Origin of the sequence: Thermomonas sp., assembly GCF_047606765.1 — a bacterium.
Classification (GTDB): domain Bacteria; phylum Pseudomonadota; class Gammaproteobacteria; order Xanthomonadales; family Xanthomonadaceae; genus Thermomonas.
The window spans coordinates 33,871-56,478 of record NZ_JASGED010000070.1 but is presented as its reverse complement, the minus strand read 5'-3'; the positions used below and the strand labels follow the sequence as shown (position 1 = coordinate 56,478).

At 66.5% G+C, this 22,608-nt stretch carries 21 protein-coding genes; 13 read left to right on the top strand and 8 right to left on the bottom strand.

Annotated features, from left to right (window positions below):
* Positions 1 to 95 precede the first annotated feature (95 nt).
* Positions 96 to 572: an Lrp/AsnC family transcriptional regulator gene (locus QM612_RS06865; RefSeq protein ID WP_415253152.1), complete on the bottom strand. Its 477-nt coding sequence runs from the start codon at positions 570 to 572 to the stop codon at positions 96 to 98.
* Positions 573 to 773: 201 nt separating this feature from the next.
* On the opposite strand from QM612_RS06865, the gene QM612_RS06860 reads away from it, so the two are divergent.
* From QM612_RS06860 to QM612_RS06835, 6 genes are all read left to right on the top strand, one after another.
* Positions 774 to 2,144: an MFS transporter gene (locus QM612_RS06860; protein WP_415253151.1), complete on the top strand. Its 1,371-nt coding sequence runs from the start codon at positions 774 to 776 to the stop codon at positions 2,142 to 2,144.
* Positions 2,145 to 2,233: 89 nt separating this feature from the next.
* Positions 2,234 to 3,907 (top strand): M20/M25/M40 family metallo-hydrolase, encoded by a 1,674-nt coding sequence (locus QM612_RS06855; protein WP_415253150.1) that lies wholly within the window; start codon positions 2,234 to 2,236, stop codon positions 3,905 to 3,907.
* A gap of 5 nt (positions 3,908 to 3,912) precedes the next feature.
* Entirely contained in the window at positions 3,913 to 4,377 is a 465-nt protein-coding gene (locus QM612_RS06850) for a RidA family protein (RefSeq protein WP_415253149.1), read from the top strand.
* Between the two features lie 129 nt (positions 4,378 to 4,506).
* Positions 4,507 to 6,729 (top strand): TonB-dependent receptor, encoded by a 2,223-nt coding sequence (locus QM612_RS06845; protein WP_415253148.1) that lies wholly within the window; start codon positions 4,507 to 4,509, stop codon positions 6,727 to 6,729.
* Between the two features lie 70 nt (positions 6,730 to 6,799).
* On the top strand, positions 6,800 to 8,509 hold the full coding sequence (locus QM612_RS06840; RefSeq protein WP_415253147.1) for a hypothetical protein: 1,710 nt from the start codon (positions 6,800 to 6,802) through the stop codon (positions 8,507 to 8,509).
* Entirely contained in the window at positions 8,506 to 9,807 is a 1,302-nt protein-coding gene (locus QM612_RS06835; RefSeq protein ID WP_415253146.1) for an aminotransferase class V-fold PLP-dependent enzyme, read from the top strand. Before QM612_RS06840 ends, QM612_RS06835 begins: the two co-directional genes overlap by 4 nt.
* Before the next feature lie 9 nt (positions 9,808 to 9,816).
* On the opposite strand, the gene dnaG is transcribed toward QM612_RS06835, so the two are convergent.
* The 7 genes from dnaG to rpsU all read right to left on the bottom strand — a co-directional run bounded on the left by dnaG (position 9,817) and on the right by rpsU (position 17,064).
* Positions 9,817 to 11,541, bottom strand: coding sequence for a DNA primase (dnaG, locus tag QM612_RS06830; RefSeq protein WP_415253145.1), 1,725 nt, complete (start codon positions 11,539 to 11,541; stop codon positions 9,817 to 9,819).
* A gap of 9 nt (positions 11,542 to 11,550) precedes the next feature.
* Complete coding sequence (locus tag QM612_RS06825) at positions 11,551 to 11,892, bottom strand: DUF3325 domain-containing protein (RefSeq protein ID WP_415253144.1); 342 nt, start codon at positions 11,890 to 11,892, stop codon at positions 11,551 to 11,553.
* A complete protein-coding gene (locus QM612_RS06820; RefSeq protein WP_415253143.1) occupies positions 11,885 to 13,552 on the bottom strand; it encodes a PepSY-associated TM helix domain-containing protein in 1,668 nt (555 codons plus the stop codon). The genes QM612_RS06825 and QM612_RS06820 overlap by 8 nt, the downstream gene beginning before the upstream one ends.
* A gap of 11 nt (positions 13,553 to 13,563) precedes the next feature.
* Positions 13,564 to 13,878: an iron uptake protein gene (locus QM612_RS06815; RefSeq protein ID WP_415253142.1), complete on the bottom strand. Its 315-nt coding sequence runs from the start codon at positions 13,876 to 13,878 to the stop codon at positions 13,564 to 13,566.
* 38 nt (positions 13,879 to 13,916) lie between these two features.
* Positions 13,917 to 16,100 (bottom strand): TonB-dependent siderophore receptor, encoded by a 2,184-nt coding sequence (locus tag QM612_RS06810; protein WP_415253141.1) that lies wholly within the window; start codon positions 16,098 to 16,100, stop codon positions 13,917 to 13,919.
* A 139-nt stretch (positions 16,101 to 16,239) separates the two neighbouring features.
* The gene (locus QM612_RS06805; RefSeq protein ID WP_415253140.1) at positions 16,240 to 16,683 is read right to left on the bottom strand and encodes a GatB/YqeY domain-containing protein; all 444 of its coding nucleotides are present in this window, start codon (positions 16,681 to 16,683) and stop codon (positions 16,240 to 16,242) included.
* Positions 16,684 to 16,848: 165 nt separating this feature from the next.
* Positions 16,849 to 17,064, bottom strand: coding sequence for a 30S ribosomal protein S21 (gene rpsU, locus QM612_RS06800; protein WP_139716606.1), 216 nt, complete (start codon positions 17,062 to 17,064; stop codon positions 16,849 to 16,851).
* A gap of 134 nt (positions 17,065 to 17,198) precedes the next feature.
* On the opposite strand from rpsU, the gene tsaD reads away from it, so the two are divergent.
* From tsaD to QM612_RS06765, 7 genes are all read left to right on the top strand, one after another.
* On the top strand, positions 17,199 to 18,224 hold the full coding sequence (gene tsaD, locus QM612_RS06795) for a tRNA (adenosine(37)-N6)-threonylcarbamoyltransferase complex transferase subunit TsaD (protein WP_415253139.1): 1,026 nt from the start codon (positions 17,199 to 17,201) through the stop codon (positions 18,222 to 18,224).
* A 169-nt stretch (positions 18,225 to 18,393) separates the two neighbouring features.
* Positions 18,394 to 18,756, top strand: coding sequence for a dihydroneopterin aldolase (gene folB / locus QM612_RS06790; RefSeq protein ID WP_415253138.1), 363 nt, complete (start codon positions 18,394 to 18,396; stop codon positions 18,754 to 18,756).
* Positions 18,753 to 19,448, top strand: coding sequence for an SDR family oxidoreductase (locus tag QM612_RS06785; RefSeq protein WP_415253137.1), 696 nt, complete (start codon positions 18,753 to 18,755; stop codon positions 19,446 to 19,448). The genes folB and QM612_RS06785 overlap by 4 nt, the downstream gene beginning before the upstream one ends.
* Entirely contained in the window at positions 19,445 to 19,936 is a 492-nt protein-coding gene (locus QM612_RS06780; protein ID WP_415253136.1) for a 6-pyruvoyl trahydropterin synthase family protein, read from the top strand. The genes QM612_RS06785 and QM612_RS06780 overlap by 4 nt, the downstream gene beginning before the upstream one ends.
* A complete protein-coding gene (locus QM612_RS06775) occupies positions 19,936 to 21,141 on the top strand; it encodes a class I SAM-dependent methyltransferase (RefSeq protein WP_415253135.1) in 1,206 nt (401 codons plus the stop codon). Before QM612_RS06780 ends, QM612_RS06775 begins: the two co-directional genes overlap by 1 nt.
* 10 nt (positions 21,142 to 21,151) lie before the next feature.
* Complete coding sequence (locus QM612_RS06770) at positions 21,152 to 21,565, top strand: VanZ family protein (protein ID WP_415253134.1); 414 nt, start codon at positions 21,152 to 21,154, stop codon at positions 21,563 to 21,565.
* Positions 21,562 to 22,608 carry an acyltransferase family protein gene (locus QM612_RS06765; protein WP_415253133.1) on the top strand — a complete coding sequence of 349 codons (1,047 nt, stop codon included), beginning with the start codon at positions 21,562 to 21,564 and terminating at the stop codon, positions 22,606 to 22,608. The genes QM612_RS06770 and QM612_RS06765 overlap by 4 nt, the downstream gene beginning before the upstream one ends.

The following is a 22,608-nucleotide window of genomic DNA, read 5'->3' as shown; positions in this document are numbered from 1 at the left end:
GTCCCGGGCCCGGATGGAAATGCGAGCTTAGTGCGCAGGCTGCAGGATGCCTCGATCAGAAGTCACGAATGCCGCCGCGCGTGCTTCGTTATTGCTCAACGCGCCACGGGTTGCGGATAGACCGGCAACGCGGAGGTGTTCTTGAGGTCGTCGATCACGATCACGGAACGCATGCTGGCCACCACGTCCACCTGCGCCAGTTGCGAAAGCAGGTCACGGAAATGCGGCAGGTCGCGGGTATGCACCTTCAGCAGGAAATCGCCATCGCCGGTGACCATCGTGCATTCCAGGATTTCGGCGGTGTCGCGGATCAGCGCGCGGAACTCGGTGGCGGCCTGCGAATTGAGCTTCAGGGTGACGGTGATGTAGGCCTTCAGTTGCAGGCCCAGCTTGGCGGGGTCGAGGATCGCGGCAAAGCCCCGGATCAGGCCGGTCTCGCGCAGGTGCTTGACGCGCCGGGAGCACTGCGAATGCGAAAGATGCACGCGCTCGGACAGGTCGGACATGGTCATGTCGCCCTGCACCTGCAAGGCTTCCAGGATGCGGATGTCGTAACTGTCGAGGGCGGTCATCGCATGCTCCCGTGCCTGATTTGAGTGGCTGTGCCGTTCTGGCCGTCGATAACGTGCGTGACAGACAGCCTGCAAGCGGATTTTTGCATGGCCGCGCGTGGTTCTGCGGAAAACCTGTGCATGCAGTGGTGGCGTGGACTAGGATCGTGCCGGGACGCCTTGGCCCTGTGGCCTTGCCCACAACCCTCGCAGGATCCGCCCGTGCAAACGCCCGCCACGCCGCTTCCGCTTGCCGTTCGCCTGGGCTGGGCAGCGGGGCAGTTCGCGATTGCCAGCCACATGGCCATCGTCAGCATCTACCTGCTTTATTACCTGACCGAGGTGCTGCAGGTGCCGGTCTTGCTGGCCGGGCTGGTCACCGTGGTGCCGCGTGTCTGGAACATCGTCACCGATCCGCTGGCAGGCGTGCTGTCCGATCGCACACGCTCGCGCTGGGGACGACGACGGCCCTGGGTGCTGGCAGGAACCTTGCTCTGGGCACCGGCGTTTGCGGCGATGTTCTGGCTGCCGGCAGGGGCTGGCGCGCCACTGCTGGCGGTGATGTTCCTGCTGCTCTACCTGCTGGTGAATACCGGCGTCAGCCTCTACCACGTGCCGTACTCGGCGATGGCACCGGAAATGGTGCCGGACTATGCGCAGCGCCTTGGCCTGATCGGCTACAAGGAAATGGCATCGCGGCTGGCGGTGTTGCTGGCGATTTCGGTGCTGCCGTGGATCGTCGAGCGCGCGGCAACGCCGTTGCAGGGGTATCGCAATGCCGGGCTGGTGTTCGGCGGCGTGATCCTGGCCAGTGGCCTGCTGGTGTTCTTCGCCACTGCGCGCGCGCCGCAGGCCGCAGATGTGCGCGTGCCGCCGGCGCAGGACGGCCTGCGCATGCAGTGGCGGGCATTGCGCCGCAACCGCCCGCTGGCCGTGCTGGGCGCGGGCTATCTGGTCGCCAACATGGCCAATGTCTGTTTCAGTGGTGCGCTGATCTATGCCGTCACCGTGGTGCATGGGCAGCCGGCCACGCTGATGGGCCTGCTGTTTCCGGCGGGGTCGCTGGCCAGCCTTGCCAGCACGCCGTTATGGGCATGGCTGGCGGCGCGCATCGGCAAGCGCGAGGCCTGCATCGCCGCCTATCTGGGGCTGGTGGTTTGCTGGGCAGGCAGCCTGTGGCTGCCAGGCGGCACAGTGGCTGCACTGGTGGCGATGATGCTGGTGTTCGGCGTGTTCAATGCAGGCGCGGAACTGCTGCCCAACGCGATGGTGCCGGACACGGTGGAGTACGACGCCTTGCAGGGCGGCGGGCGTCGCGAAGGTGCGATCTATGGCCTGTGGGTGGTGATCCAGCAAAGCGGCATGGTGCTGGGGGGCGTGCTGGTCAGCCTGCTGCTTGCCGTGGTGGGTTTCCATGGCGTGGATGCTGCCGATGCCGGCGTGCGCGATGGCCTGCGTATCGGGATTGCGCTGCTGCCCGCCTTGCTGGTGCTGGTGGCGGCATGGATCGTGCGCCATTACCCGATCGATGCCACCACCTTCGAGGCCATGCGCCAGCAATTGGCGCGGCATGCCGCAGGTTCGGTGAAGTGATGCGCGCGATGCACGTTTTGCGCGATTGCGGTGCTGAACCGGTGCCCGTTCGCACATTCCGTGCGGCGCGGCGTGGCTATGATCCGGCAATGCAGACACGCGCACGCAACCGCAACAGGCACGGGCACGCCGGATGGCAGGTTGCGGCGCTGCTGGGGCTGGCGCTGCTGGCGCGGCCGGCACCGGTATCCGCAGGAAGCTGCCCGGCGCGCGGCATCGAGGGACTGGATGCCGCGCAGCGCGAACATGTGCAGGCGCTGGGGCTGGGGGCATCGCGCGCACCGGCGCTGGCGCATGGCCTGCTGGATCGCATCGGGCCGCGCCTGACCGGCTCGCCTGGCCTGGACGCGGCGCTGGTCTGGGCCAGTGACCAGGCGCGGGCGATCGGGCTGGCCCGCGTGCGTCTCGAGGACTGGGGCGTGTTCGGCCACGGCTGGACCCAGCAGCGTGCGTGGATGCGCATGCAGGCACCGGTGCCGATGATGTTCGTGGCGCAGGCCGCGCCGTGGTCGGTCGCCAGTGCGGGCGTGGTGCAGGGCGATGCCGCATGGGCCGAGCTGGACGATGCCGCCGCGCTGGATGCCTGGCGTGGCCGGCTGCGCGGCAAGGTGCTGTTCCTGGGCGCGTTGCCGCCGCAGGATGCACTGGCGGCGCAGCCATCGCCATCGCCGCGTTTCGATGCGGCCAGCGCAGGCCGTGAACTGGACAGCGTGCGGCGTTATTTCGCCGGGCGTGCCGCGCGCATTCCCGCCCGCCTTGATCGTGGGGCCTTCCGTGACAGGCTGGCGCGGTTCCTGATGGACGAGGGCGTGCAGGCGGTGGTGCTGGCGGGGGATCCGTCCGCCGCCGGCTCCGGCACTGCGCGCCTGCTGCTGGATGACAGCGCGCTGCTGGTGGCCCGGCCCTGGCAAACCGGGCGGGCACCGGCCTTCCCGGTGCTGGTGGCCGGCAACGAAGGGTTCGGGCGGGTTGCGCGCCTGCTGCGCTCGGGCGTGCAGGTGCAGGTGGAATACGAAGTCGCCACCACCACCACGCCTGCACCGGTGCGCGCCGCCAACCTGATCGCGGAGATCCCCGGCACCGACCCATGCCTGCGTGGCGAGGCCGTCGAGATCGTGGCCCACCTCGACAGCTGGGCCGGTGCCACCGGCGCGGTGGACGACGGTGCCGGCGTGATCGGCGCGCTGGAGGCGATGCGCATCATCCGTGCCTCTGCCATCGCGCCGCGCCGCACGATCCGCATGGTGCTGTTCACCGGCGAAGAGCAAGGCGTGCTGGGTTCGCGCGCCTACGTGGATGCGCATTACGCGCAGGTGCCGCGTGACCCTGCCAGCGGTCTGGTCACCGGTGCGCCGGTGCCGCGCGCCGCGCATGCGGCGTTGTCACTGGCGATGCTGGTGGACATGGGCAGCGGCCCGATTCGCGGCATCTACGCCGGTGCCGACCCGGCGATGGCAGCTTTGCTGCGCCAGTGGCAGCCACGGCTGGCATCGCTTGGCGTGGAGTTCGTGCTGGACGGCCCCGGCTGGCCTGCGGATCAGTCCAGCTATACCGATGCCGGCCTGCCCGCGCTGCTGTTCCTGCAGGATCCGACCGACTACATGACCCGCGCCCGCCATACCAGCGTGGATGCATACGAGCGCCTCGACTTCGATGGCCTGACCCGCATCGCCACCGTGCAGGCGCTGCTGGCGCTCGATGCCGCGCAGCGGGATGCGCCGATGCCGCGCCCGCAACCTCTGTTTTCTTCCCCGCACCGGTGATGCCCATGTCCCGATTCCTTGCCGCCATCCTGTTGTCCATCGCGGGCGTCGCGTCCGCCGGCGAGCCCGCCTCGCCGCTGCAGCATTTCCGCGACCCGGCCAGCCCGTATCCGTTCTCGGCGGCCGTGCGCGCGGGCGACACGCTGTACCTGTCGGGCCAGATCGGGGTGGATGCGCAGGGCAAGCTGCCGGCGGATTTCGAGGCGCAGGCGCGGCAGGCAATGGACAATCTGGTCGCGGCCCTGAGCATGGCCGGCCTGGGCATGCAGCACGTGGTGAAGTGCGTGGTGATGATCGAGGACATGGCGCGCTGGCCGGAGTTCAACCGGGTGTATCTGGACTATTTCCCGGATCGCGCGCGCCTGCCCGCGCGCAGCGCGTTCGGGTCCAGCGGGCTGGCGCTGGGCGCGGCACTGGAAGTGGAGTGCATCGCGCACTATCCGCAGCAAGGCACGCAGGGCATGCCCTGATGATTTTGTGCATGCATGCGTGAAATCGGGTAATTTTTTGCACGGGACGTGGCTGTTGCCGCCAAGGATGCGCACCCATTGCGGCGGCTCGCGGATAAGGTGATTCCAACCTTCGCACAAGGAATCGCCATGTCGATCCGCCCCCACCATCGCAAGCCCTGCACCCGCAACCTGATCGCAGCCGCGATCGCCGTGGCACTGTCGTCCGCCTGTGTCGCCGCCAGTGCGCAGGAAGCCAAGGACACACCGCCGCACCAACCCACCGAGCTGGACGCCATCACGGTGACCGCGCAGAAGCGCGTGGAGCGCCTGCAGGACGTGGCGATGTCGGTCAGCGTGGTGGATGCGCGGCAGATGGCCGACCAGGGCGCGGTGCAGCTGACCGATTACTTCGCGCAGGTGCCCGGCCTGAGCCTGAACGCGCGTGGCTCCGGCCGCACCCAGTTGGTGATGCGCGGCATCGCCACTGCCACCGAGCAGAGCCCGACGGTGGGCGTGGTGATCGATGACGTGCCGTTTGGTTCGTCCACCACCGACATCCAGGCGCCTGACCTCGACCCGTCCGAACTGACCGCGATCGAAGCCCTGCGCGGGCCGCAGGGCACGCTGTACGGTGCCAGCAGCCTGGGTGGCCTGCTGAAATACGTGACCGTGCAGCCAGACCCGCAGGCCGGCTTCAGTGGCCGGGTGCAGGCGGACGTGTCCAGCACCGCGCATGGCGGCATCGGCCACGGCGTGCGCGCCGCGATCAATGTCCCGGCGGGCGAGTCCTTCGCATTGCGCGTGAGCGCGTTCGACCGCACCGATGCCGGCTACATCTATGACCAGCAGCAGGACAAGGAGGAAGTCAACGAGGGCCGCGTGAAAGGCGCGCGCGTCGCCGCCCGCTGGCTGCCTGCGGAGAACATCACCATCGACCTGGGCGCGTTGGCGCAGGATGCCGAAAGCCAGGGCACGCCTGCCGTTGGCGTGTATCTCAACGGCGATCCGGTGTATGGCAAGTACACCCGCCGCCGGCTGGGCATGACCGACATCTACGACGGCAAGGTGCGCCTGTACAACCTCAAGGTCAACGCCGATCTTGGCAGCATGGCGTTCGACTCGATCACCGCTTTCGGCGAGTACGAGCATGACGGCCCGCAGGACGTGAGCAACATCTTCGGTGGCCTGCTGGGCATGATCTACGGCATCAGCCCGCGCCCCGGCGTCATCATCGACAACCGCCGCGGCACCGAAAAGTGGTCGCAGGAGTTCCGGTTTTCCTCGCAGGGCGCGCGCACGCTGGATTGGCAGCTTGGCGGCTACTGGACGCGCGAGCAGACCGAGGGCTACCAGGCGCTGCGCGCGGTCGATGCCGTCACCGGCGTCGATCTCGGCTTCCCGCCGGCCTACACCGCAACCGCGCCGTCCAATTTCAACGAAAGGGCGGTCTATGGCGACATCGACTACCACTTCAGCCCGCGTTTCGACCTGCAGCTTGGCGGGCGCTACAGCGTGATCGGCCAGTCGTCCTTCACCGATTACGACGGGCCGATGAACGGCGGCGCATCAACCGAGGTGGATCCCGACGCAAGCGAGAAGAAATTCACCTTCCTGATTTCGCCGCGCTTCAAGCTGGGCGAAAACAGCATGTTCTACGGGCGCGTCGCATCGGGCTACCGGGCAGGTGGCCACAACAACCCGATGCCGGGCACCACGTATCAGGAGAGCTACGACTCCGACAATCTGGTCAGCTACGAGGCCGGCTACAAGGCCAGCAGCGCCGACGGACGGGTGACGGTGGAAGTGGCGGCCTATTACATCGACTGGACCGACATCCAGCTCAGCATCCTCGATGCGGCTTCGGAGCAAACCTATTACACCAATGGCGGCAAGGCCTCCAGCACGGGGCTGGAGTGGACGGCGCAATGGCGCGTCACCGACAAACTGCGGCTTGGCCTGAATGGTGCCTACTCGGATGCGAAACTGGAGCAGGACCTGCCTGCCGGCACGGTGGGCAAGGCCGGTGACCGGCTGCCGTATTCGCCGCGCTTCAGCGGCAGCCTGACCGCCGACTACTCGGTGCCGGTGGGGTCGCTGTACGCCTTCGTCGGCGGCAGCCTGACCCATGTCGGCAGTCGCCTGTCCGGCTTCAGCAGCAGCGCCGCCGTTGCACGCTTCGACATGCCGGCCTACACCACCGCCGACCTGCGCGCCGGCATCGAAGGCGACCAGTGGAACGTCACCGCCTACCTGCGCAACGCCACCGATGCCTACAGCTTCCTGACCGCGATCTCGCGCAGCGGCGGCGAATATGGTGTCACCGTGATCCGCCCGCGCACCGTGGGCGTTTCGGTAAGCTGGAACTTCTGACGCTGCCGATTCCGGGCCGGCATCGCCGCCGGCCCGGTCGTGTTGTGCAGGACAGGGAGAACCCATGCACATGACCGGATTGCGCCGCCTGCTGGCTGCGCTTTGCATGTGGCTGTCGATGTCGCAGGCGATGGCAGGCGACGTGCCGGTGCTGCGTCTGCGGCTGACGCCACTGGCCGGCACGCCGGCGCCCGGCATGCAGGTGCGCATGAGCATCACGCCGGGCACGCGCGGCGTGCGCGCGCTGGGGCTGCCGGTTTCGCTGGGGCCGTTGCAAGGCATCGCAGACCGCGTCAGCGACGTGCGCCTGCGCGATGCCGCTGGCGCGCTTGCGTGGCGGATCGAGGACGGCGCGGCGGATGGCATGCTGGGAAGCCGTACTCGCCGCTGGCTGCCCGCACGCGCCACCCGTGGCGAGGTTGTGCTGGATTACCGGGTTGCCGTGTCCACCGAAAGCGTGCCCGGCCCGATCTGGGAACTGCGCTCGGAGCCACGCGGCATCAGCGGCGCAGGCCGCACCTTCCTGTTGCTGCCCGACGACCCGCGCGCGTACCGCATCGTCGTCGAATGGGATCTGTCCGCCTATCCGCAGGGCGCGCAGGCGCTGGACAGCCTGCCTGCAGCGGCGCGCAATGGTGGCCAGCCGGTGCTGCTGGATGCGCTGCGCAACGCCTATCTGATGGCCGGCGACCTGCATGCCCTTCCGGCCCGCTTGGCCACGGCCAGCGGCCCGTTCCGCGCGGCATCCACCGCCGATACCCCGGGTTACAGCCAGGACGATCTGCTGGCGTGGTCGCAGCAGGCCTACCGCAAGCTGAGCGGTTTCTTCGGCGAAGCCGAATTGCCGCCGTTCACCACCTTGTTCCGCACCAACCCGCTCACCGCGATGAGCGGTACGGCCATGCCGGGTGCATTGATGAGCACGATGGCACCAGACCTGCCGCGCGATGAGCTTGAGCAGTTGCTGGTACACGAAATGGTGCATGTGTTCCTGGACGGGCTGGAGGAACAGAGCTGGTTCCAGGAAGGCCTAGCCGTGGCCTATGAAGTGCGCGCGCCGTACCGGCTGGGGCTGTTCTCGCGTCAGCGCTACATCGACGGCATCAACGACACCCTGCGCACCTACTACAGCAACGTGCGCAAGGACATGCCGATGGCACAGGCCGAAGCCGCGTTCTGGACTGACGCGCGCGCGCGCATGCAGCCCTATTCGCGCGGCGGCGTGTATTTCCTGCTGGTCAATGCGCGCTTGCAGGCGGCAAGTGGCGGCAGGCGTTCGCTGGACGATGCGATCCGCGCGTTCCTCGCGCGTCGCCGGGCCGGACAGGCCGTGGACGTGGCGGCATGGCTGGCGATGCTGGAGCGCGACATCGGCCCGCAGGCGCATGCGGACTACGCCGCCTTGCGCGACGGTGGCCTGCTGGTGCTGCCCGAAGACGCCTTCGGCCCGTGCTTTCGCCGTGAACAGGTGGCGATGCCGCTGTTCGAACTGGGCTTTGACATCGCCAGCCTGATGCAGGTGCCGCGCGTGATCCGCGGGCTGGTGGCCGATTCCCCGGCAGCACGCGCCGGCCTGCGCAATGGCGATGCGGTGACGCGCTCGGTGGGGCTGGATGCCCAGCAGTCGCGGCCCGGTGACGCCATCGTGCTGCACGTTGAACGCGAAGGCCGCAGGTTCGAGGTGTCGTTCGTCCCCGCTGGCGCGCCATTCCCCGGCTATCAGTGGGTGCTGGCCGACGCGCCCGGCAACGCCGCCTGCCATGCAGGGCACGCCCCATGACGACGGACGCAACGCAGTTGCCGCACCGCGACGATGCCATCGATCCGGCACGCCGACGCTGGCTGCGCGGCCTTGGCGCACTGCCCGCGCTGGCGGTGTTGCCGGCGCTGCCGGCGCAGGCACGCACGCCATCGCCGGTGCGTGCGGCATTGCGGCACGGCGGGCTGGATGGCGCGCGTGCGCGCTTCGAATACGCAGGCACGCATCTGAATGGTGCCTACACGCATCCGGTGGCGCGCGGGGCTGCAAGCAGCCTGCGCCATTACCTCGATGGCCGTCTGATGAACCGGGATGGCCGGTCGGTGGATCTCATGGCCGAACGCGAGCAGGCGATGCGGCTGTTCGCGCGGCTGGTGAATGCCGACGTCGCCGAACTGGCCTGGGTGCCCAGCACGATGGTCGGCGAGAACCATGTGGTGTCGGGGCTGGGCCTGCCGGGAACGCGCGCACGGGTGGTGACCGATGCCTACCACTTCAGCGGCTCGCTGTTCATGTACAGCGAGCTTGCCAAGCAAGGGCTGGATCTGCACGTCGTGCGCCCACGCGACAACCGCATCCACATCGAGGACATGGCGCGCGCGATCACGCCCGGCACGCGGCTGGTCGCGGTCTCGCAGGTCTCCAGCCTCAACGGCTTCGAGCACGACCTGAAGGCGCTGTGCGACGTGGCGCATGCGCGCGGTGCGCTGGTCTATGCGGACATCATCCAGGCGGCCGGCACCGTGCCGGTCGATTTGCATGCTTGCGGCGTCGATTTTGCAGCGTGCTCGACCTACAAATGGCTGATGGGCGATTTCGGCATCGGCCTGATGTACGTGCGTGCCAGCAGCCTGCCGGCGTTGCGGCGCTCGCAGTGGGGGTACCGACAGGAACAGTCTTTCACCACCCATCTGTACCCGTTCGATCCACCCGGCAGCGCGCCGTTCGAGAGCGTGGCGCGCAGTGACACGCCGGGCCGCATCGAAGTGGGCACGCTGGGCTATGCCGGCGTTGCGATGTTGCGGGCATCGCTGGAGTTGCTGCTGGAACTGGGTGTGGAACGCATCAGCGCGTGGCGGCAGCCGTTGCTGGCGCGCCTGCAACAGGCGATGCCGGCGCTGGGCTACCTGCCGATGACGCCAGCGGATTCGCGTTCACCCATCGTCACCTTCGCCGCGCGCGGCGTGGGCAAGCGATTGCAGGAACGCTTCACAGCGGCAGGCATGGAAGCCACCTTGTATCAGGACCGCATCCGCATCTCGCCATCGTTCCACAACCAGATGGATGACATCGAGCGGCTGCTTGAACTGTGTACCTGATCGCGCCGGTCAGCGCTGCATCCGCGCCTGCAGCAATTCGCGCAGTTCCTGCTTTTCCACATCACCCAGACCACCGTCGCGCTGCTGTTGTTGCAACTCCTCGATGCGCTGCTGCAGCACCTGCTTTTCCAGTTGCGCGATGGCATCGAGGAACTCGGTGCGCAGGTCGGCTTGCTCACCGGGCAGTTCCTGCGTGGCAAGTTTCTGCAGCGCGGCCAGTTCCTCGCGCCCTTGGAAATGTTCCAGCAGCGCGCCGGTGGTGATGTCCGGGCGCTCGCGCACCAGCAACACCAGTTCCGACAACAGATCAATGCCGGGTTGGCGCAGCGCGGCAAAGCGATAGGGCGGCTGCAGGTCGAGTGCGAAGCCGGGGCGATGCAGCAAGTGTGTGATCGCGCCGCGCACCAGGCTGGGTTTCTGCGCAGGGCTGTTGCGTGACGCGCGCAGCACGGGCACATGCGTCTGTGGTGTACTTGTGCGCGCGCCGACGCCGGTGAGTTCGGTCAGGCGCTGGCGCATCAGGTCGCCGAAGGCGCCATCGGGAATCTGCGCCAGCAGCGGCTTGCAGCGTTCGGCCAGCCGCGCCTTGCCGTCCAGGCTGGACAGGTTCACGTCGGCAGACAGTGATGTGTAGAAAAACGCCGACAGCGGCGTGGCCGCGCGCAAGCGTGCGTCGAAGCCATCGACACCTTCCTGACGCACCAGCGAATCCGGGTCTTCGCCATCGGGCAAAAACAGGAAGAACGCCTGCCGCCCGTCCTTCATGCGCGGCAATACCGATTCCAACGCCTTCCATGCCGCGCTGCGCCCGGCGCGGTCGCCATCGAAACAGAAATACACGTCCGGCGCGTTGCGGAACAGCAGCTCGGCGTGGTCGGGCGTGGTCGCGGTGCCCAGCGTCGCCACCGCCTGCGAAACGCCGTACTGCGCCAGCGCCACCACGTCCATGTAGCCTTCGACCACGATCAGCCGTTCCAGCTTCGCGTTGGCCTGTTTCGCCTGCCACAGGCCGTACAGCTCGCGGCCCTTGTGGAACAGCGCGGTTTCCGGCGAGTTGAGGTATTTCGGCGAATCCTCGGGATCGATCACGCGCCCGCCAAACGCAATCGTGCGCCCGCGTCGGTCATGGATCGGGAACATCAGCCGGTCGCGGAACTTGTCGTAGATGTTGCCCTTGTCGTTCTTCGAGAACAGCCCGCCGCGTTCCAGCAACTGCATGCGGCGCGGGTCGGTGCCGAGCGCGTCGCGCAGTGCGGAAAACCCATCCGGCGCATAGCCGATCGCGTAGCGTTCGACGATCTCCGCCGCGATGCCGCGCGTTTCAACATAGGCACGCGCCTTGTCGCTGCGTGCAAGCTGGTTGCGGAAGAAGGTGGATGCCGCCTCCATCGCGCCGTAGAGGTCGCGCGTTTCCGGATTGGCGTTGCGCTGCTGGGTATCGCGCGGCACTTCCATGCCCACGCGCTTGGCCAGTTCGTCCACCGCGTCGAGAAACTCGAGGCGGTCGTAATGCATCAGGAAGCTGATCGCGGTGCCGTGCGCGCCGCAGCCGAAGCAGTGGTAGAACTGCTTGGTTGGCGAGACGGTAAAGCTGGCCGAACGCTCGTCGTGGAACGGGCAGCGCGCCGCGTGTTCCTTGCCCTGCCGCTTCAGCGGGATGCGGCTGCCCACCACCTCCACGATGTCGGTGCGCGCAAGCAGATCGTCAATGAAGGCGTCGGGGATGCGGGCCATCCCGGCAGTTTAAGCGTTGCGCGCCTGCTCCCGCGCCCAGGGTGCCAGCAGACGCAGCCAGCGCGGGCGAGCGGCCAGCAGGAACGCGACCAGCAGGGCTGCGCCGGACAGCGCCATCACCCAGACCAGTACGGCCATGCTGGCATGGTTGGCATGCAGGCACAGGCGCAGGGACACCAGCACGCCGGCAATACCGAACCAGCGCAGCAGGCGCAGCGCACCGTTGGCAAGTGGCGCGCCCCAGACCTGCGCCGCATGCACCGGCATCGACAGTGCCAACCAGCCCATGCCGGCAACGCTGGCAAGCAACGCGGCCAGCAGCATCCAGCCAGCGGATGTGTGTTCAGGCATGGGTCGTCTCCGCGTCCATCATCGGGTCATCCTCGATGACGGTGCGATGTTGCAGCCTGCGCGCGGCGAAGCAGGCGGTTGCGGCCGTTGCCAGCAGCGCGAGGTCGAAGCCGGCCACCGGCCAGTAATGCGCACCGAGCGTGCGCAGCAGATGGTCGCCGGTGACGATCCAGTTCAGCAGCACGGCAGCCAATGCCAATGCCGCGATTGCCCAGCACTGCTCGCGCCAGGCCGGGTTTGGCAGGCCGCGTGCAACCGCTGCGCTGCGCCATGCGGCATGCAGCAACGCAAGCAACCACGTTCCCCAGAAGGCACAGCGTTCCCAGTCGCCGCGCGCGGGCAGGTCACCGGGCAGCAGCTTGTTGGCAATCAGGATGCCCAGCGTCGCCAGCAGCATGCCGGTGATCGTGGTCACCGCCAGCGCATCGACCACGCGCGCGCCCTGGCTGCCTTGCCTTGCATGCTGGCGCTTGCGTTTTTCGACAAAGAAGATGAAGCCGGTGGCGATGCAGACCGCGCCCGCCAGCCCGCCCAGCACGTACAGCCAGCGCAGCAGCCAGTGGCGGAAATGCTGCAGGTGCAGGCCGGTGAGGAACTCGTTGATGCGCGCGACCGGCGTTGCCGGCGGGTCTTCGCGGATCAGCTTGCCAGTGGATGCCTTGAAGTGGATGCCGTCGCCAATCAAGGCGATGCGGTCGGTGCCGGCGCGATAGACGCTGACATAGCCGTTGGCATCGCCCACATGGGTCAATCCGAGGTAACCGACCTCGCCCGCCTTGCCCTGCGCCTGCCAGCGGCGTTGCGCCGCGGCCACCATCGCATCGACATCGGCCAGCCCTGCAGGCACGCCGGCGCGCTCGTGCGGCAGGCCGGTTTCCTGTGCCTCTGCCTGTTCGTGCAATTCGTGCAGGCGGTGCAACTGGGTTTCACCAAGCGGGAAGTAATACGTGCTGGCGAAGATCAGAAGGCCGGTCAGGGCGAAGAAGAAGTGGAATGGCAGTGCCACCACGCCGGTGAGGTTGTGCAGGTCCAGCACGCTGCGCAGGCGCGCCTTGCCGGGGCGGAAGGTGAAGAACTCGCGGAACAGCTTGCGATGCATGACCACGCCGCTGACCAGCGCGACCAGCATGATGAGTGCGGAGAAACCGACGATGCGGATGCCCAGGCTCTTCCAGTCCAGGGTCAGGCCGTAGTGCAGCGGATAGAAGAAACCGCTGCCGATCTTCAGCCGGTCATGCGGCAGCAGCCAGCCATCGCGCGGATCGATGGTGGCATCGGCCCAGATCAGCTCCTCCGGGTCGCGCGCCTTGGGCACGTCGAAGCCGGCATACAGTTCCTGCACCGGGTCGCGATGCGTGGTGTAGGCGCTCCATTCGGCCACGGTGTCGTAGCGTTCGGGCATCGGCCCATCCACGCGCGGGCGCATCGCATCGATGGCCTGCGGCGTTGGCTGCATGCGTTCAAACGCCGGCCGCAACACCTTCTCGAACGAGGGCATGGGCTGCGGCGCGAAGCGGCTTTCCGGAATCGCCCAGCGATCGATCTCGCGGTCGAATACCGACAGCGCGCCGAAGAAGAACGCCGCCATCAGCACGAAGCCAAGCACCAGCCCGAACCAGGTGTGTACCCATGCCATCGCCTGCCGGAAGCTCTGGAACATGTTCGATCTCCTCAGGCCTGGGTTGTCTGCACCAGCGTGCCGATGGTCGCCAGCAATGCGCCGCCGCCGAGCAGCAGTGCCCACGCCATCCACAGCCTCCGTACTGCGAATGCCCACAGGAACGCGGCGAGGAACGCCAGCACGCCGAGCAGCATGGCGAGGAACTCGGCGTCGTGGAACGCCATGCCGGCGGCGAACAGCAGGCTCATGCACGTGGCGATGAAGCCCCAGGCGAAGGCATAGCCGCCAAGCGTGGCCGCGCCGACGCGCGCGGCGATCTGCGCGCGTCGGTGGCCTGCCGGGGCGGGTGTCGAGGGATGGGACATGGCGATGGCTGTGTCCTGTGCGCGCAAGCCGTGCTGGCTCAGAGTTTCCAGTTCAGGCTCAGCGAGTAGTTGCGCGGCGCGCCGTAGTAGCCGACCCAGTACACGCTGCTGATGTATGTCCTGTCGGTGATGTTGTTGACGTTGGCGCGCAGGGAAACGCGGTTGTTGAAGTTCCATTCGCCGAAGGCGTTGAGCACGGCATACGGACGCTGGTGGATTTCCGCGACCAGCGCGTCATCGTAATTCCAGACTTCGCTTTGCCAGCGCCCGCTCACGCCGAAGCGCAGTTGCGGCAACGATGGCAACGCGGCGCTGACGGCCAGGTTCGCGGTGTGGCGCGGAACCCACGGGTACACGTCGTCGCCTTGCGGTGAAGTCAGCTTCAGCGCGGTGTAGCCGAATACCACCTCGACATGGTCGTTCAGCTTGCCGGTGGCCTCGAACTCCCAACCCTTCGAGTTCACGCTGGCACCGTAGTAATACCAGAAGAAATCATCATCGACGCCATCGCCGTCGGTGTCGATGAAGGCCGGCGTGTCGGATTCCGTGGCCAGGTTTTCCTGCCTGGCGGAGAACCACGCCAGCGTGGTCAGCAGGCGGCGACCGAACCATTCGGCCTTCGCGCCCACCTCGTAGTTCACGCCCTTGGTCGGGTCGAGGTACTGGTGATTGATGTCTTGCTGGTCCTGCGGCTGGTAGATGTCCGAATAGCTGGCGTACAGCAGTGCGTTGTCGGTGACATCGACGGTCAGGCCGGCATAGGGCGAGAGCTTGCCCTGCGACTGGTCGTAGGGGCCACCGTAGATGTCCTCGCCCTTGCGGTGGAAGTAGGTGTGGTTGAAGCCGACGATGGCCTTCACCCGGTCGGTCAGACCCAGGCGCACGGCACCATAGGCGCGGCGCAACCATTGGCTGCCGCGCTGGTATTCATACGATGTGCCCCAGATCGGTTCCGGCATGGCGTTGCCCGCATACGGGAAGGGCGGCATGAACATGTAGGGATCGGGATCGCCCGCCTCGACATCGTTGACCGGGTCGCGGGTGCTGTACCGCAACGATCCGTAGGACTGGGCATAACCCAGCACCGCCTCGTGCTCGCGACCGAAGGCGGTGAAGTGGCCAGACACGGATACTTCGCCAAAGTGTCCACTGCCATTGGCGGCATACCAGCCCGGATAGGCCTGGATGCCTTCGTGCGTGACCGGATCGAGGCCTGCACCCGCCCATGCGTAGAACAGGCTTTCGTCTTCGGTTGACTTGCGGAAGTTGTAAGTGCCCTTCAGTTGCCAGTCGTTGGGCAAGGCATAGGTCAGTTCGGCGAAGGCGGTCTGGTTGACCGTGTTCCAGTACGCCCAGTCCTGCGAGATGGTGGTGTTGCGCGGCCATTCCGCCTGCGTGCCGTCGCTGTAGGCAAAGGGCAAACCGCCCCACGTGGGGCTGTCGGCATTGGCCTTCTGATGCGAGTAGCCCAGCGTGAGCGTGGCGTTTTCACCCAGTTGGCCGTCAACGACGCCGTACAGGAATGCACGATCCTCGTGCAGCAAATCCAGATACGAATCTCCGTCTTCCCACGCGGCGACCACGCGGCCCGCCCAGCGTTCGTCGCCCGTGAGCGGGGTGGAATAGTCGAGCTCTGCGCGCGTGTTGCCCCACGAGCCGAGTTTCACGTTGAACTCGCCCTGGCGCTCGTTGGTGGGCCGCTTGCGCACGTAGTTGATCGTGCCGGACGCATTGCCGACGCCGGTGAGCTGGCCGTTGGCGCCGCGGATCACCTCGATCTTCTCGTAGCCGAAGGCATCGAAGGCACCGGTGACGATGCCCCAGTCGTTGGGCATGCCCACGCCATCCACCTGCGTGTTGACGATATCGAAGCCGCGCGCGGTGTAGTTGGTGCGGTTGGTTTCCCATTCCTCGACGTTGATGCCGGTGGCCAGCCGCAGCGCATCGTCGATGTTGTCCGCGCCGAAATCGCGCATCTGCCCGGCGCTGACAAGGCTGATCGATTGCGGTGTGTCCTTGATGTCCAGATCCAGGCCGGTGGCGCCCTTGCTGACGCGCTCGGCGCGCTGGGCAACCACCAGCACCTTGTCCAGGTCGGTGGGCGTGGAATCGGTGTTGGTGTCAGACGAGGACTGCGCGTTGGCCTGCAGGCTGGCAAGCAGAGCGACAGCAAGCAGGGACAGGCGCGGAGAGACGACAGGGAAGTGGGGCAAATGCGACACGGGAATGCTCCGGGGAGAGGCGATGAGCGAGCGCTCGACCGGAGTATTCTAAATGAAAACGATTATCGTTACTTGCCTGAAAGGCCAAACCAATCAAAGGATTGGCGATTGCCGCATCGGGCGTTCCACATGCCCCGGCTCAGCCCAGCTTCTGCTTCACCAGCTTGCTGACCAGCCCCATGTCGGCCTTGCCAGCCAGTGCGGGCTTCAGCACGCCCATCAACTTGCCCATGTCGGCGGCAGACGCCGCGCCAGTGGCAGCGATGGCCTTGTCGATCTCGGCCAGGATGTCGGCTTCGCCCATCTTGGCGGGCAGGTAAGCCTCGATCACGCCCAGCTCGTAGCGCTCCTGCGCGGCCAGGTCGTCGCGCGCGGCGGCCTCAAACTGGGTGATGGAGTCCTTGCGCTGCTTGACCATCTTTTCCAGCACGGCCAGCACCAGCGCATCGGTCATCTCGACGCGCTCATCCACTTCCTTCTGCTTGATGGCGGCATTGATGAGGCGGATGACGGCAAGGCGTTCCTTCTCGCCGGCCTTCATCGCGGTCTTCATGTCGTCGGTGAGTTGTTGCTTGAGGCTCATGGGGTGCTCCCGATGATGTGTGGTGCGAGGCGTAGATGCGGAGCTTGCTCCGCATGGATGGAAATGTGCGGGGCAAGCCCCGCACCTACATGGATGCGATGCCCAGAAACGCAAAAAGCCGGCAGCGCATGCACGCGGCCGGCTTCGGGCGCAACAAACGCGCGCTCAGTACAGGCGCTGGCGCTTGGTGACGTCGCGACCGGCGCGGCGCGCCTGACGCTTCACCGCGGCTGCGGCCTTGCGCTTGCGTTCCTGCGTGGGCTTCTCGTAGAACTCGCGCTTGCGGGTTTCGGCCAGCACGCCGGCCTTTTCGCAGGTGCGCTTGAAGCGGCGCAGGGCAAACTCAAACGGTTCGTTTTCGCGGACTTTGACGCTGGGCATCGTGGAATCTCGTAATTGAAAAGTCCGGCCAAGGATGGCCGGGTTGTTGCGGAGGGATCCGCATACGCCGCCCAAGGCGCTTGGGCGAGCCGCGCATGATAGCAGCGCCGGCCAAGCCGGTGCAAGATAGGGGGATGAAAGTCCTCGGCATTGAGTCCTCCTGTGACGAAACCGGCGTGGCGGTGTACGACACCGCCATCGGCGGCGCGGCGGGTCTGCGTGCCCATGCGGTCTACAGCCAGATCGCCCTGCATGCCGAATACGGTGGGGTGGTGCCGGAGCTGGCCAGCCGCGACCACGTCCGCAAGCTGCTGCCGCTGATCCGCCAGACCCTGGCCGAGGCCGGCATGACCACCGCCGACATCGATGGCGTGGCCTATACCGCAGGTCCGGGTCTGGTCGGCGCGCTGCTGGTCGGTGCGGGGGTGGCGCGCGCGCTGGCGTGGGCGCTGGAGGTGCCCGCCATCGGCGTGCATCACATGGAAGGCCACCTGCTGGCCCCGCTGATCGAGGACGACGCGCCGCAGCCGCCGTTCGTGGCCCTGCTGGTGTCCGGCGGTCATACCCAGTTGGTGGCGGTGGAGGCCATCGGCCGTTACCGGCTGCTGGGCGAAACGCTGGACGATGCCGCCGGCGAGGCCTTCGACAAGACCGCCAAGCTGATGGGACTGCCGTATCCGGGCGGGCCGCAGTTGGCTGCGCTTGCGGAGCAGGGCGTGCCGGGGCGGTTCCGGTTCTCGCGCCCGATGACCGACCGGCCCGGTCTGGACTTCAGTTTCAGCGGCCTGAAGACGCAGGTATTGCTGGCGTGGCGCGATTGCGACCAGTCGGAGCAGACCCGCGCCGACATTGCGCGCGGTTTCGAGGATGCGGTGGTGGACACGCTGGCGATCAAGTGCGAACGCGCGCTGGACGAAGCCGGCTGCGACACCCTGATCGTGGCCGGTGGCGTGGGTGCCAACAAGCGCTTGCGGGCGAAGCTGGCGGCGATGTGCGAAGCGCGCGGCGGCCGCGCCTGCTTCCCGCGCCCGGCGCTGTGTACGGACAACGGCGCGATGATCGCCTTTGCCGGTGCGCTGCGACTGGCTGCCGGGCAGCATGACGATGCCGCGATCCGGGCCGTGCCGCGTTGGGAAATGGCATCGTTGTCGGCAATATGAGCGGCATCTGCGGGCAGGCCGTGGATGCCGTGGAAATATCCGGAAAACCGTAGTGCCGACGGTGCGATGCGGCGAGACCGTCGGGTGGATCGCGCAGCGGCATTTCGAGCCGCGAAGCGAACACCCGGCGGTAGGCGCCGCCCGCATTCAACCGAAGAGGAAGGGACGAATGCAGGACACAGTTTTCATCGAAGGCCTGCGCATCGACGCCCTGATCGGGGTGCATGCGCACGAACGCCACGCCCTGCGCCCGCTGGTATTCGACATCCAGATGCGCTTCGACAACCGCATTCCCGCGCTCAGTGATGCGCTGGCGGATGCGCTGGACTACCACGCGGTGTCGATGCGGCTGGTCGAGTTCGTCGGCCAGACCCGTTTCAATCTGGTGGAAACGCTGGCGGAGCAATGCGCCGCGTTGATTCTTGGCGAGTTCGGTGCGGCTGGCGTGCGCCTGAAGCTGAGCAAGCCGGGTGCGTTCGAAGCGGCGGACACGGTGGGCGTGGTGATTGAACGCGGGAGCTTTGCATCATGAGTGTTGTGCTGGTCACGGGCGCGTCGCGCGGGATCGGGCGTGCGATCGCCGAGCGGTTTGCGCGTGGTGGTTGCACGGTCATTGCCTGCGCACGCGGCAAGGCGGGATTTGCCGGGCTTGATCCTGCCATCGACACCATCACCTGCGACATGCGCGATGACGACGCGGTGGATGCGCTGGCGCGCGATGTGCTGGCGAAGCACGGCGCCGTTGATCTGCTGGTCAACAATGCCGGTGCCTACCGCCCCGGCGCGATCCATTCCGAAGACGATGATGCGCTGCTGGACATGCTGCAGGCCAACCTGTTCGGCGCGTACCGGCTGACCAAACGCTTGCTGCCGCAGATGATCGAACGCCGCAGCGGCATGGTGCTGAACGTGTGCAGCACCGCGTCCATCGCCGCCTATCCGAACGGCGGTTCCTACAGCATCGCCAAGCATGCGCTGCACGGTTTCTCGCGCAACCTGCGCGAGGAAATGAAGCCGCATGGCGTGCGCGTGGCGGCACTGTTGCCGGGCGCGACGCTTACCTCGTCATGGGATGGCGTGCCGCTACCACCTGAGCGGCTCATGCCGGTGGAAGACGTGGCGGAGATGGCGTGGACGGCGTGGTCGCTGTCCGCGCGCACCGTGGTGGAGGACATCGTGATGCGTCCGCAGCTTGGCGATATCGGCGAGGCCGACTTTGCATGAGCGAATCCGTGACCATTCGTCTTGCGAAGGAGAACATGAAGTTCTCCGCAGCCCACTTCACCATCTTCAACGCCAGCGAGCGCGAACGCCTGCACGGCCACAACTTCCGCGTCGAAGTCGATATCGAGGCACGCATGCTGGGCAATGGCATGTGCTTCGACTACGGCATCTACAAGGATCGCATCGTCGCCTTGTGTCGTGAACTCAACGAATGGACGATCCTGCCGACGCGCTCGCAGCATCTGCGTATCGAAGAGGATGGCGAGCAGGTGTTTGCATTGTTCGACAACCAGCGCATTCCATTCCTGCGCGCCGACGTGCTGCTGCTGCCGATCGAAAACGCCACGCTGGAAGAGTTCGCGGCGTGGTTCCTCGCGCGGCTGGGTGAAGACAGCGAAGCCCTGCGTGCGCACCGCATCGATGCCATCGAAGTGCGCGTGTTCTCCGGCCCCGGCCAGAGCGCGGGCCGCAAGATGCGCTTTGACTGATGGCCGCGCACACCTTGCCAATGCCGGGTGCGGATGCGCAGGCGCATAGCGCGCAGCTTCGCGACCTGATTGCCGAGCAGATCATCGCTGCTGGCGGCAGCCTGCCGTTCTGGAAGTTCATGGAACTGGCGCTGTACGCGCCGGGGCTGGGTTATTACAGCGCGGGCGCGCACAAGTTCGGGCCGGGCGGCGACTTCACCACCGCGCCGGAACTGTCGCCGCTGTTTGCCGCCTGCGTGGCCGATGCCTTGACGCCCGTGCTGCGACAAATCGGATCCGAAGCGGTGTTCATGGAAGTCGGTGGCGGCAGTGGTGCGTTTGCCGAAACCGCGCTTTCGAAACTGCTTGCGAACGATGCGCTGCCTGCACGCTACGCCATCCTCGAACCCAGCGCCGACCTGCGCCAGCGCCAGCGGCAGCGCTTGCAGGAACGCCTGCCGCCGCTGTTGTTCCAACTGGTGGAATGGTTGGACGGGCCGATTCAGGACACATGGAACGGTGTGCTGTTCGCCAATGAAGTGATCGACGCGCTGCCCGCGCCGCGTTTCGTGATCCGCGATGGTGAAGTCATGGAAGAACACGTCGAAGTGGCGGGTCGCCTGCACGATGACAGCTTCCACTTCGTCCGTGCAGAACGTCCCGCCGACCCCATGCTGGCTGCAGCCGTGCGCAACGTCGAACGGCAATTGCCGCAGCCGTTTGCCGATGGCTACCGCAGCGAGGCGCTGGCGCAGTTACCGTATTGGATACAGGCCATCGTGGGTGGCATGGGCGATGGCGCGATGCTGTTCATCGACTACGGCTACGCGCGCGCCGAGTACTACCTGCCGGAGCGCGATGACGGCACCGTGCGGGCATTTCGCCAGCATCATGTCGTTGATGACGTGTTCGCATGGCCCGGCTTGCAGGACATCACCGCGTCCGTCGATTTCACCGCGCTGGCAGAGGCGGGCGTAGGCGCGGGTTTCGATCTTGCCGGCTACTGCTCGCAGGCCAGCTTCCTGATCGGCAACCGGCTGGAACAGAACCTTGCGCTGGCCGAATCGCGCGCTGCCGATGACGTGGCCCGCCACAACCTGCGCCAGCAGGCCAAGCTGCTGACCCTGCCGAGTGAAATGGGCGAGCGCTTCCAGGCGATGGGCTTCCAGCGCGGTGTTGAACTGGGCGCGGCCTTCCTGCTTGGCGATTTGAGTCATCGTTTGTGAGGCATCGTCGATGAGTGCATCGAAGCGCCCGCGCGTGGGCCGTTCACTGAAACCGTTCAAGCGCCCGTGGCTGTGGGCCGGGCTGTGGATGCTGGCGATTGCGATCGTCGTGGCGGGTTCACTGATGCCCGCGAAGGCGCTGCCCTCGGTGAATGTGAGCGACAAGCTCCAGCACTTCGCGGCCTATGCCGTGCTGTCAGCAGGCGCTGTGCAATTGTTCGTGCGGAGATTGTCGTGGGGCTTCGTCTGCGTGCTGCTGGTACTGCTGGGCATCGGGCTGGAATACATGCAGGCGCAGATGGCGGTGGGGCGGATGCTGGATCGCAATGACGCACTGGCAAACACCATCGGTGTCTTGATCGGGCTTGCCACCGCGTTCACGCCATTGCGCGATGCGCTGCTGCATTTTGATCGTCGCCTGTGAACGCGCCGCGCCGCTTTTCTTCGGTCGATGTGCTGCGCGGATGGGCGGTGGCGGCAATGCTGCTGGTCAACTATCCCGGCGACTGGGGGCATGTGTATCCGCTGCTGCTGCACGCGGAGTGGAACGGCTTCACGCCCACGGACCTGATCTTCCCGACCTTCCTGTTCGTGGTCGGTGTGTCGATTTCATTGGGGCTGCGTCCAGGCGCGCCGCTGTCGAAGATCTGGTTGCGCGCACTGCGACTGGTGCTGGTCGGGTTGCTGCTGCACGCGCTTGCGATGTGGGCCTACGGCAAGGCCGACTTCCGCCCGTGGGGCGTGCTGCAACGCATCGGCCTCTGCTACGGCGTGGCCGTCACGCTGGCGCTGACGCTGCGGCCGCGCGGGCAATGGGCTGTCATCGTCGCCATCCTGCTGGGCTATTGGGCATTGCTTGCCGCCACCGGTGGCTACGCGCCGCAGGTCAACATCGCAAGCAGGCTGGATGCGTGGATGCTGGGCGCGCATGCCTACCAGTTCGATGCCGCAACCGGCCTGGGCCATGAGCCGGAAGGCTTGCTCAGTACCTTGCCGGCCATCGCCACCACATTGATCGGCGTGCGTGCCGGCGCGTGGTTGCGCACGCATGGCGCGAGCCGACTGCTGCTGGCTGGCCTTGCCGTGCTGGCGATTGGCTGGCTGTGGTCGCAGGCGGTGCCGCTCAACAAGAACCTGTGGACATCGTCCTATGTGCTGTGGGCGGCAGGGTGGTCGATGCTGCTGCTGGCGCTGTGCCATTGGCTGTTCGACGTGCGCGGCCTGCGCGCGTTTGGACGCAGCATGGGCATCAATGCGATCACCGCCTATGCCGGCTCGTGGGTAATGGCCTGCCTGATGGAGCGTTTCGGCCTGTTTGGTGCGCTGTATCGCGGCGTGTTTCTGCCGAGCATCGGTACACGGTTTGGTGAGGAAGCTACATCGCTCGCATTCGCCATCGCCTTCGTGGCGCTGTGGTGGCTGCTGATGTGGGGGATGGAGAAGAAAGGCTGGCGGGTGACGATCTAG

Bases quoted from the DNA above. Each gene is read 5' to 3' on its own strand.
- QM612_RS06855 (WP_415253150.1), top strand. From the start codon at position 2,234: ATGCAGACACGCGCACGCAACCGCAACAGGCACGGGCACGCCGGATGG.
- QM612_RS06840 (WP_415253147.1), top strand. From the start codon at position 6,800: ATGACCGGATTGCGCCGCCTGCTGGCTGCGCTTTGCATGTGGCTGTCG.
- folB (WP_415253138.1), top strand. From the start codon at position 18,394: ATGCAGGACACAGTTTTCATCGAAGGCCTGCGCATCGACGCCCTGATC.
- dnaG (WP_415253145.1), bottom strand. From the start codon at position 11,541: ATGGCCCGCATCCCCGACGCCTTCATTGACGATCTGCTTGCGCGCACC.
- QM612_RS06815 (WP_415253142.1), bottom strand. From the start codon at position 13,878: ATGTCCCATCCCTCGACACCCGCCCCGGCAGGCCACCGACGCGCGCAG.
- QM612_RS06850 (WP_415253149.1), top strand. From the start codon at position 3,913: ATGTCCCGATTCCTTGCCGCCATCCTGTTGTCCATCGCGGGCGTCGCG.
- rpsU (WP_139716606.1), bottom strand. From the start codon at position 17,064: ATGCCCAGCGTCAAAGTCCGCGAAAACGAACCGTTTGAGTTTGCCCTG.
- QM612_RS06835 (WP_415253146.1), top strand. From the start codon at position 8,506: ATGACGACGGACGCAACGCAGTTGCCGCACCGCGACGATGCCATCGAT.
- QM612_RS06845 (WP_415253148.1), top strand. From the start codon at position 4,507: ATGTCGATCCGCCCCCACCATCGCAAGCCCTGCACCCGCAACCTGATC.
- QM612_RS06805 (WP_415253140.1), bottom strand. From the start codon at position 16,683: ATGAGCCTCAAGCAACAACTCACCGACGACATGAAGACCGCGATGAAG.
- QM612_RS06825 (WP_415253144.1), bottom strand. From the start codon at position 11,892: ATGCCTGAACACACATCCGCTGGCTGGATGCTGCTGGCCGCGTTGCTT.
- QM612_RS06775 (WP_415253135.1), top strand. From the start codon at position 19,936: ATGGCCGCGCACACCTTGCCAATGCCGGGTGCGGATGCGCAGGCGCAT.
- QM612_RS06865 (WP_415253152.1), bottom strand. From the start codon at position 572: ATGACCGCCCTCGACAGTTACGACATCCGCATCCTGGAAGCCTTGCAG.
- tsaD (WP_415253139.1), top strand. From the start codon at position 17,199: ATGAAAGTCCTCGGCATTGAGTCCTCCTGTGACGAAACCGGCGTGGCG.
- QM612_RS06820 (WP_415253143.1), bottom strand. From the start codon at position 13,552: ATGTTCCAGAGCTTCCGGCAGGCGATGGCATGGGTACACACCTGGTTC.
- QM612_RS06780 (WP_415253136.1), top strand. From the start codon at position 19,445: ATGAGCGAATCCGTGACCATTCGTCTTGCGAAGGAGAACATGAAGTTC.
- QM612_RS06785 (WP_415253137.1), top strand. From the start codon at position 18,753: ATGAGTGTTGTGCTGGTCACGGGCGCGTCGCGCGGGATCGGGCGTGCG.
- QM612_RS06770 (WP_415253134.1), top strand. From the start codon at position 21,152: ATGAGTGCATCGAAGCGCCCGCGCGTGGGCCGTTCACTGAAACCGTTC.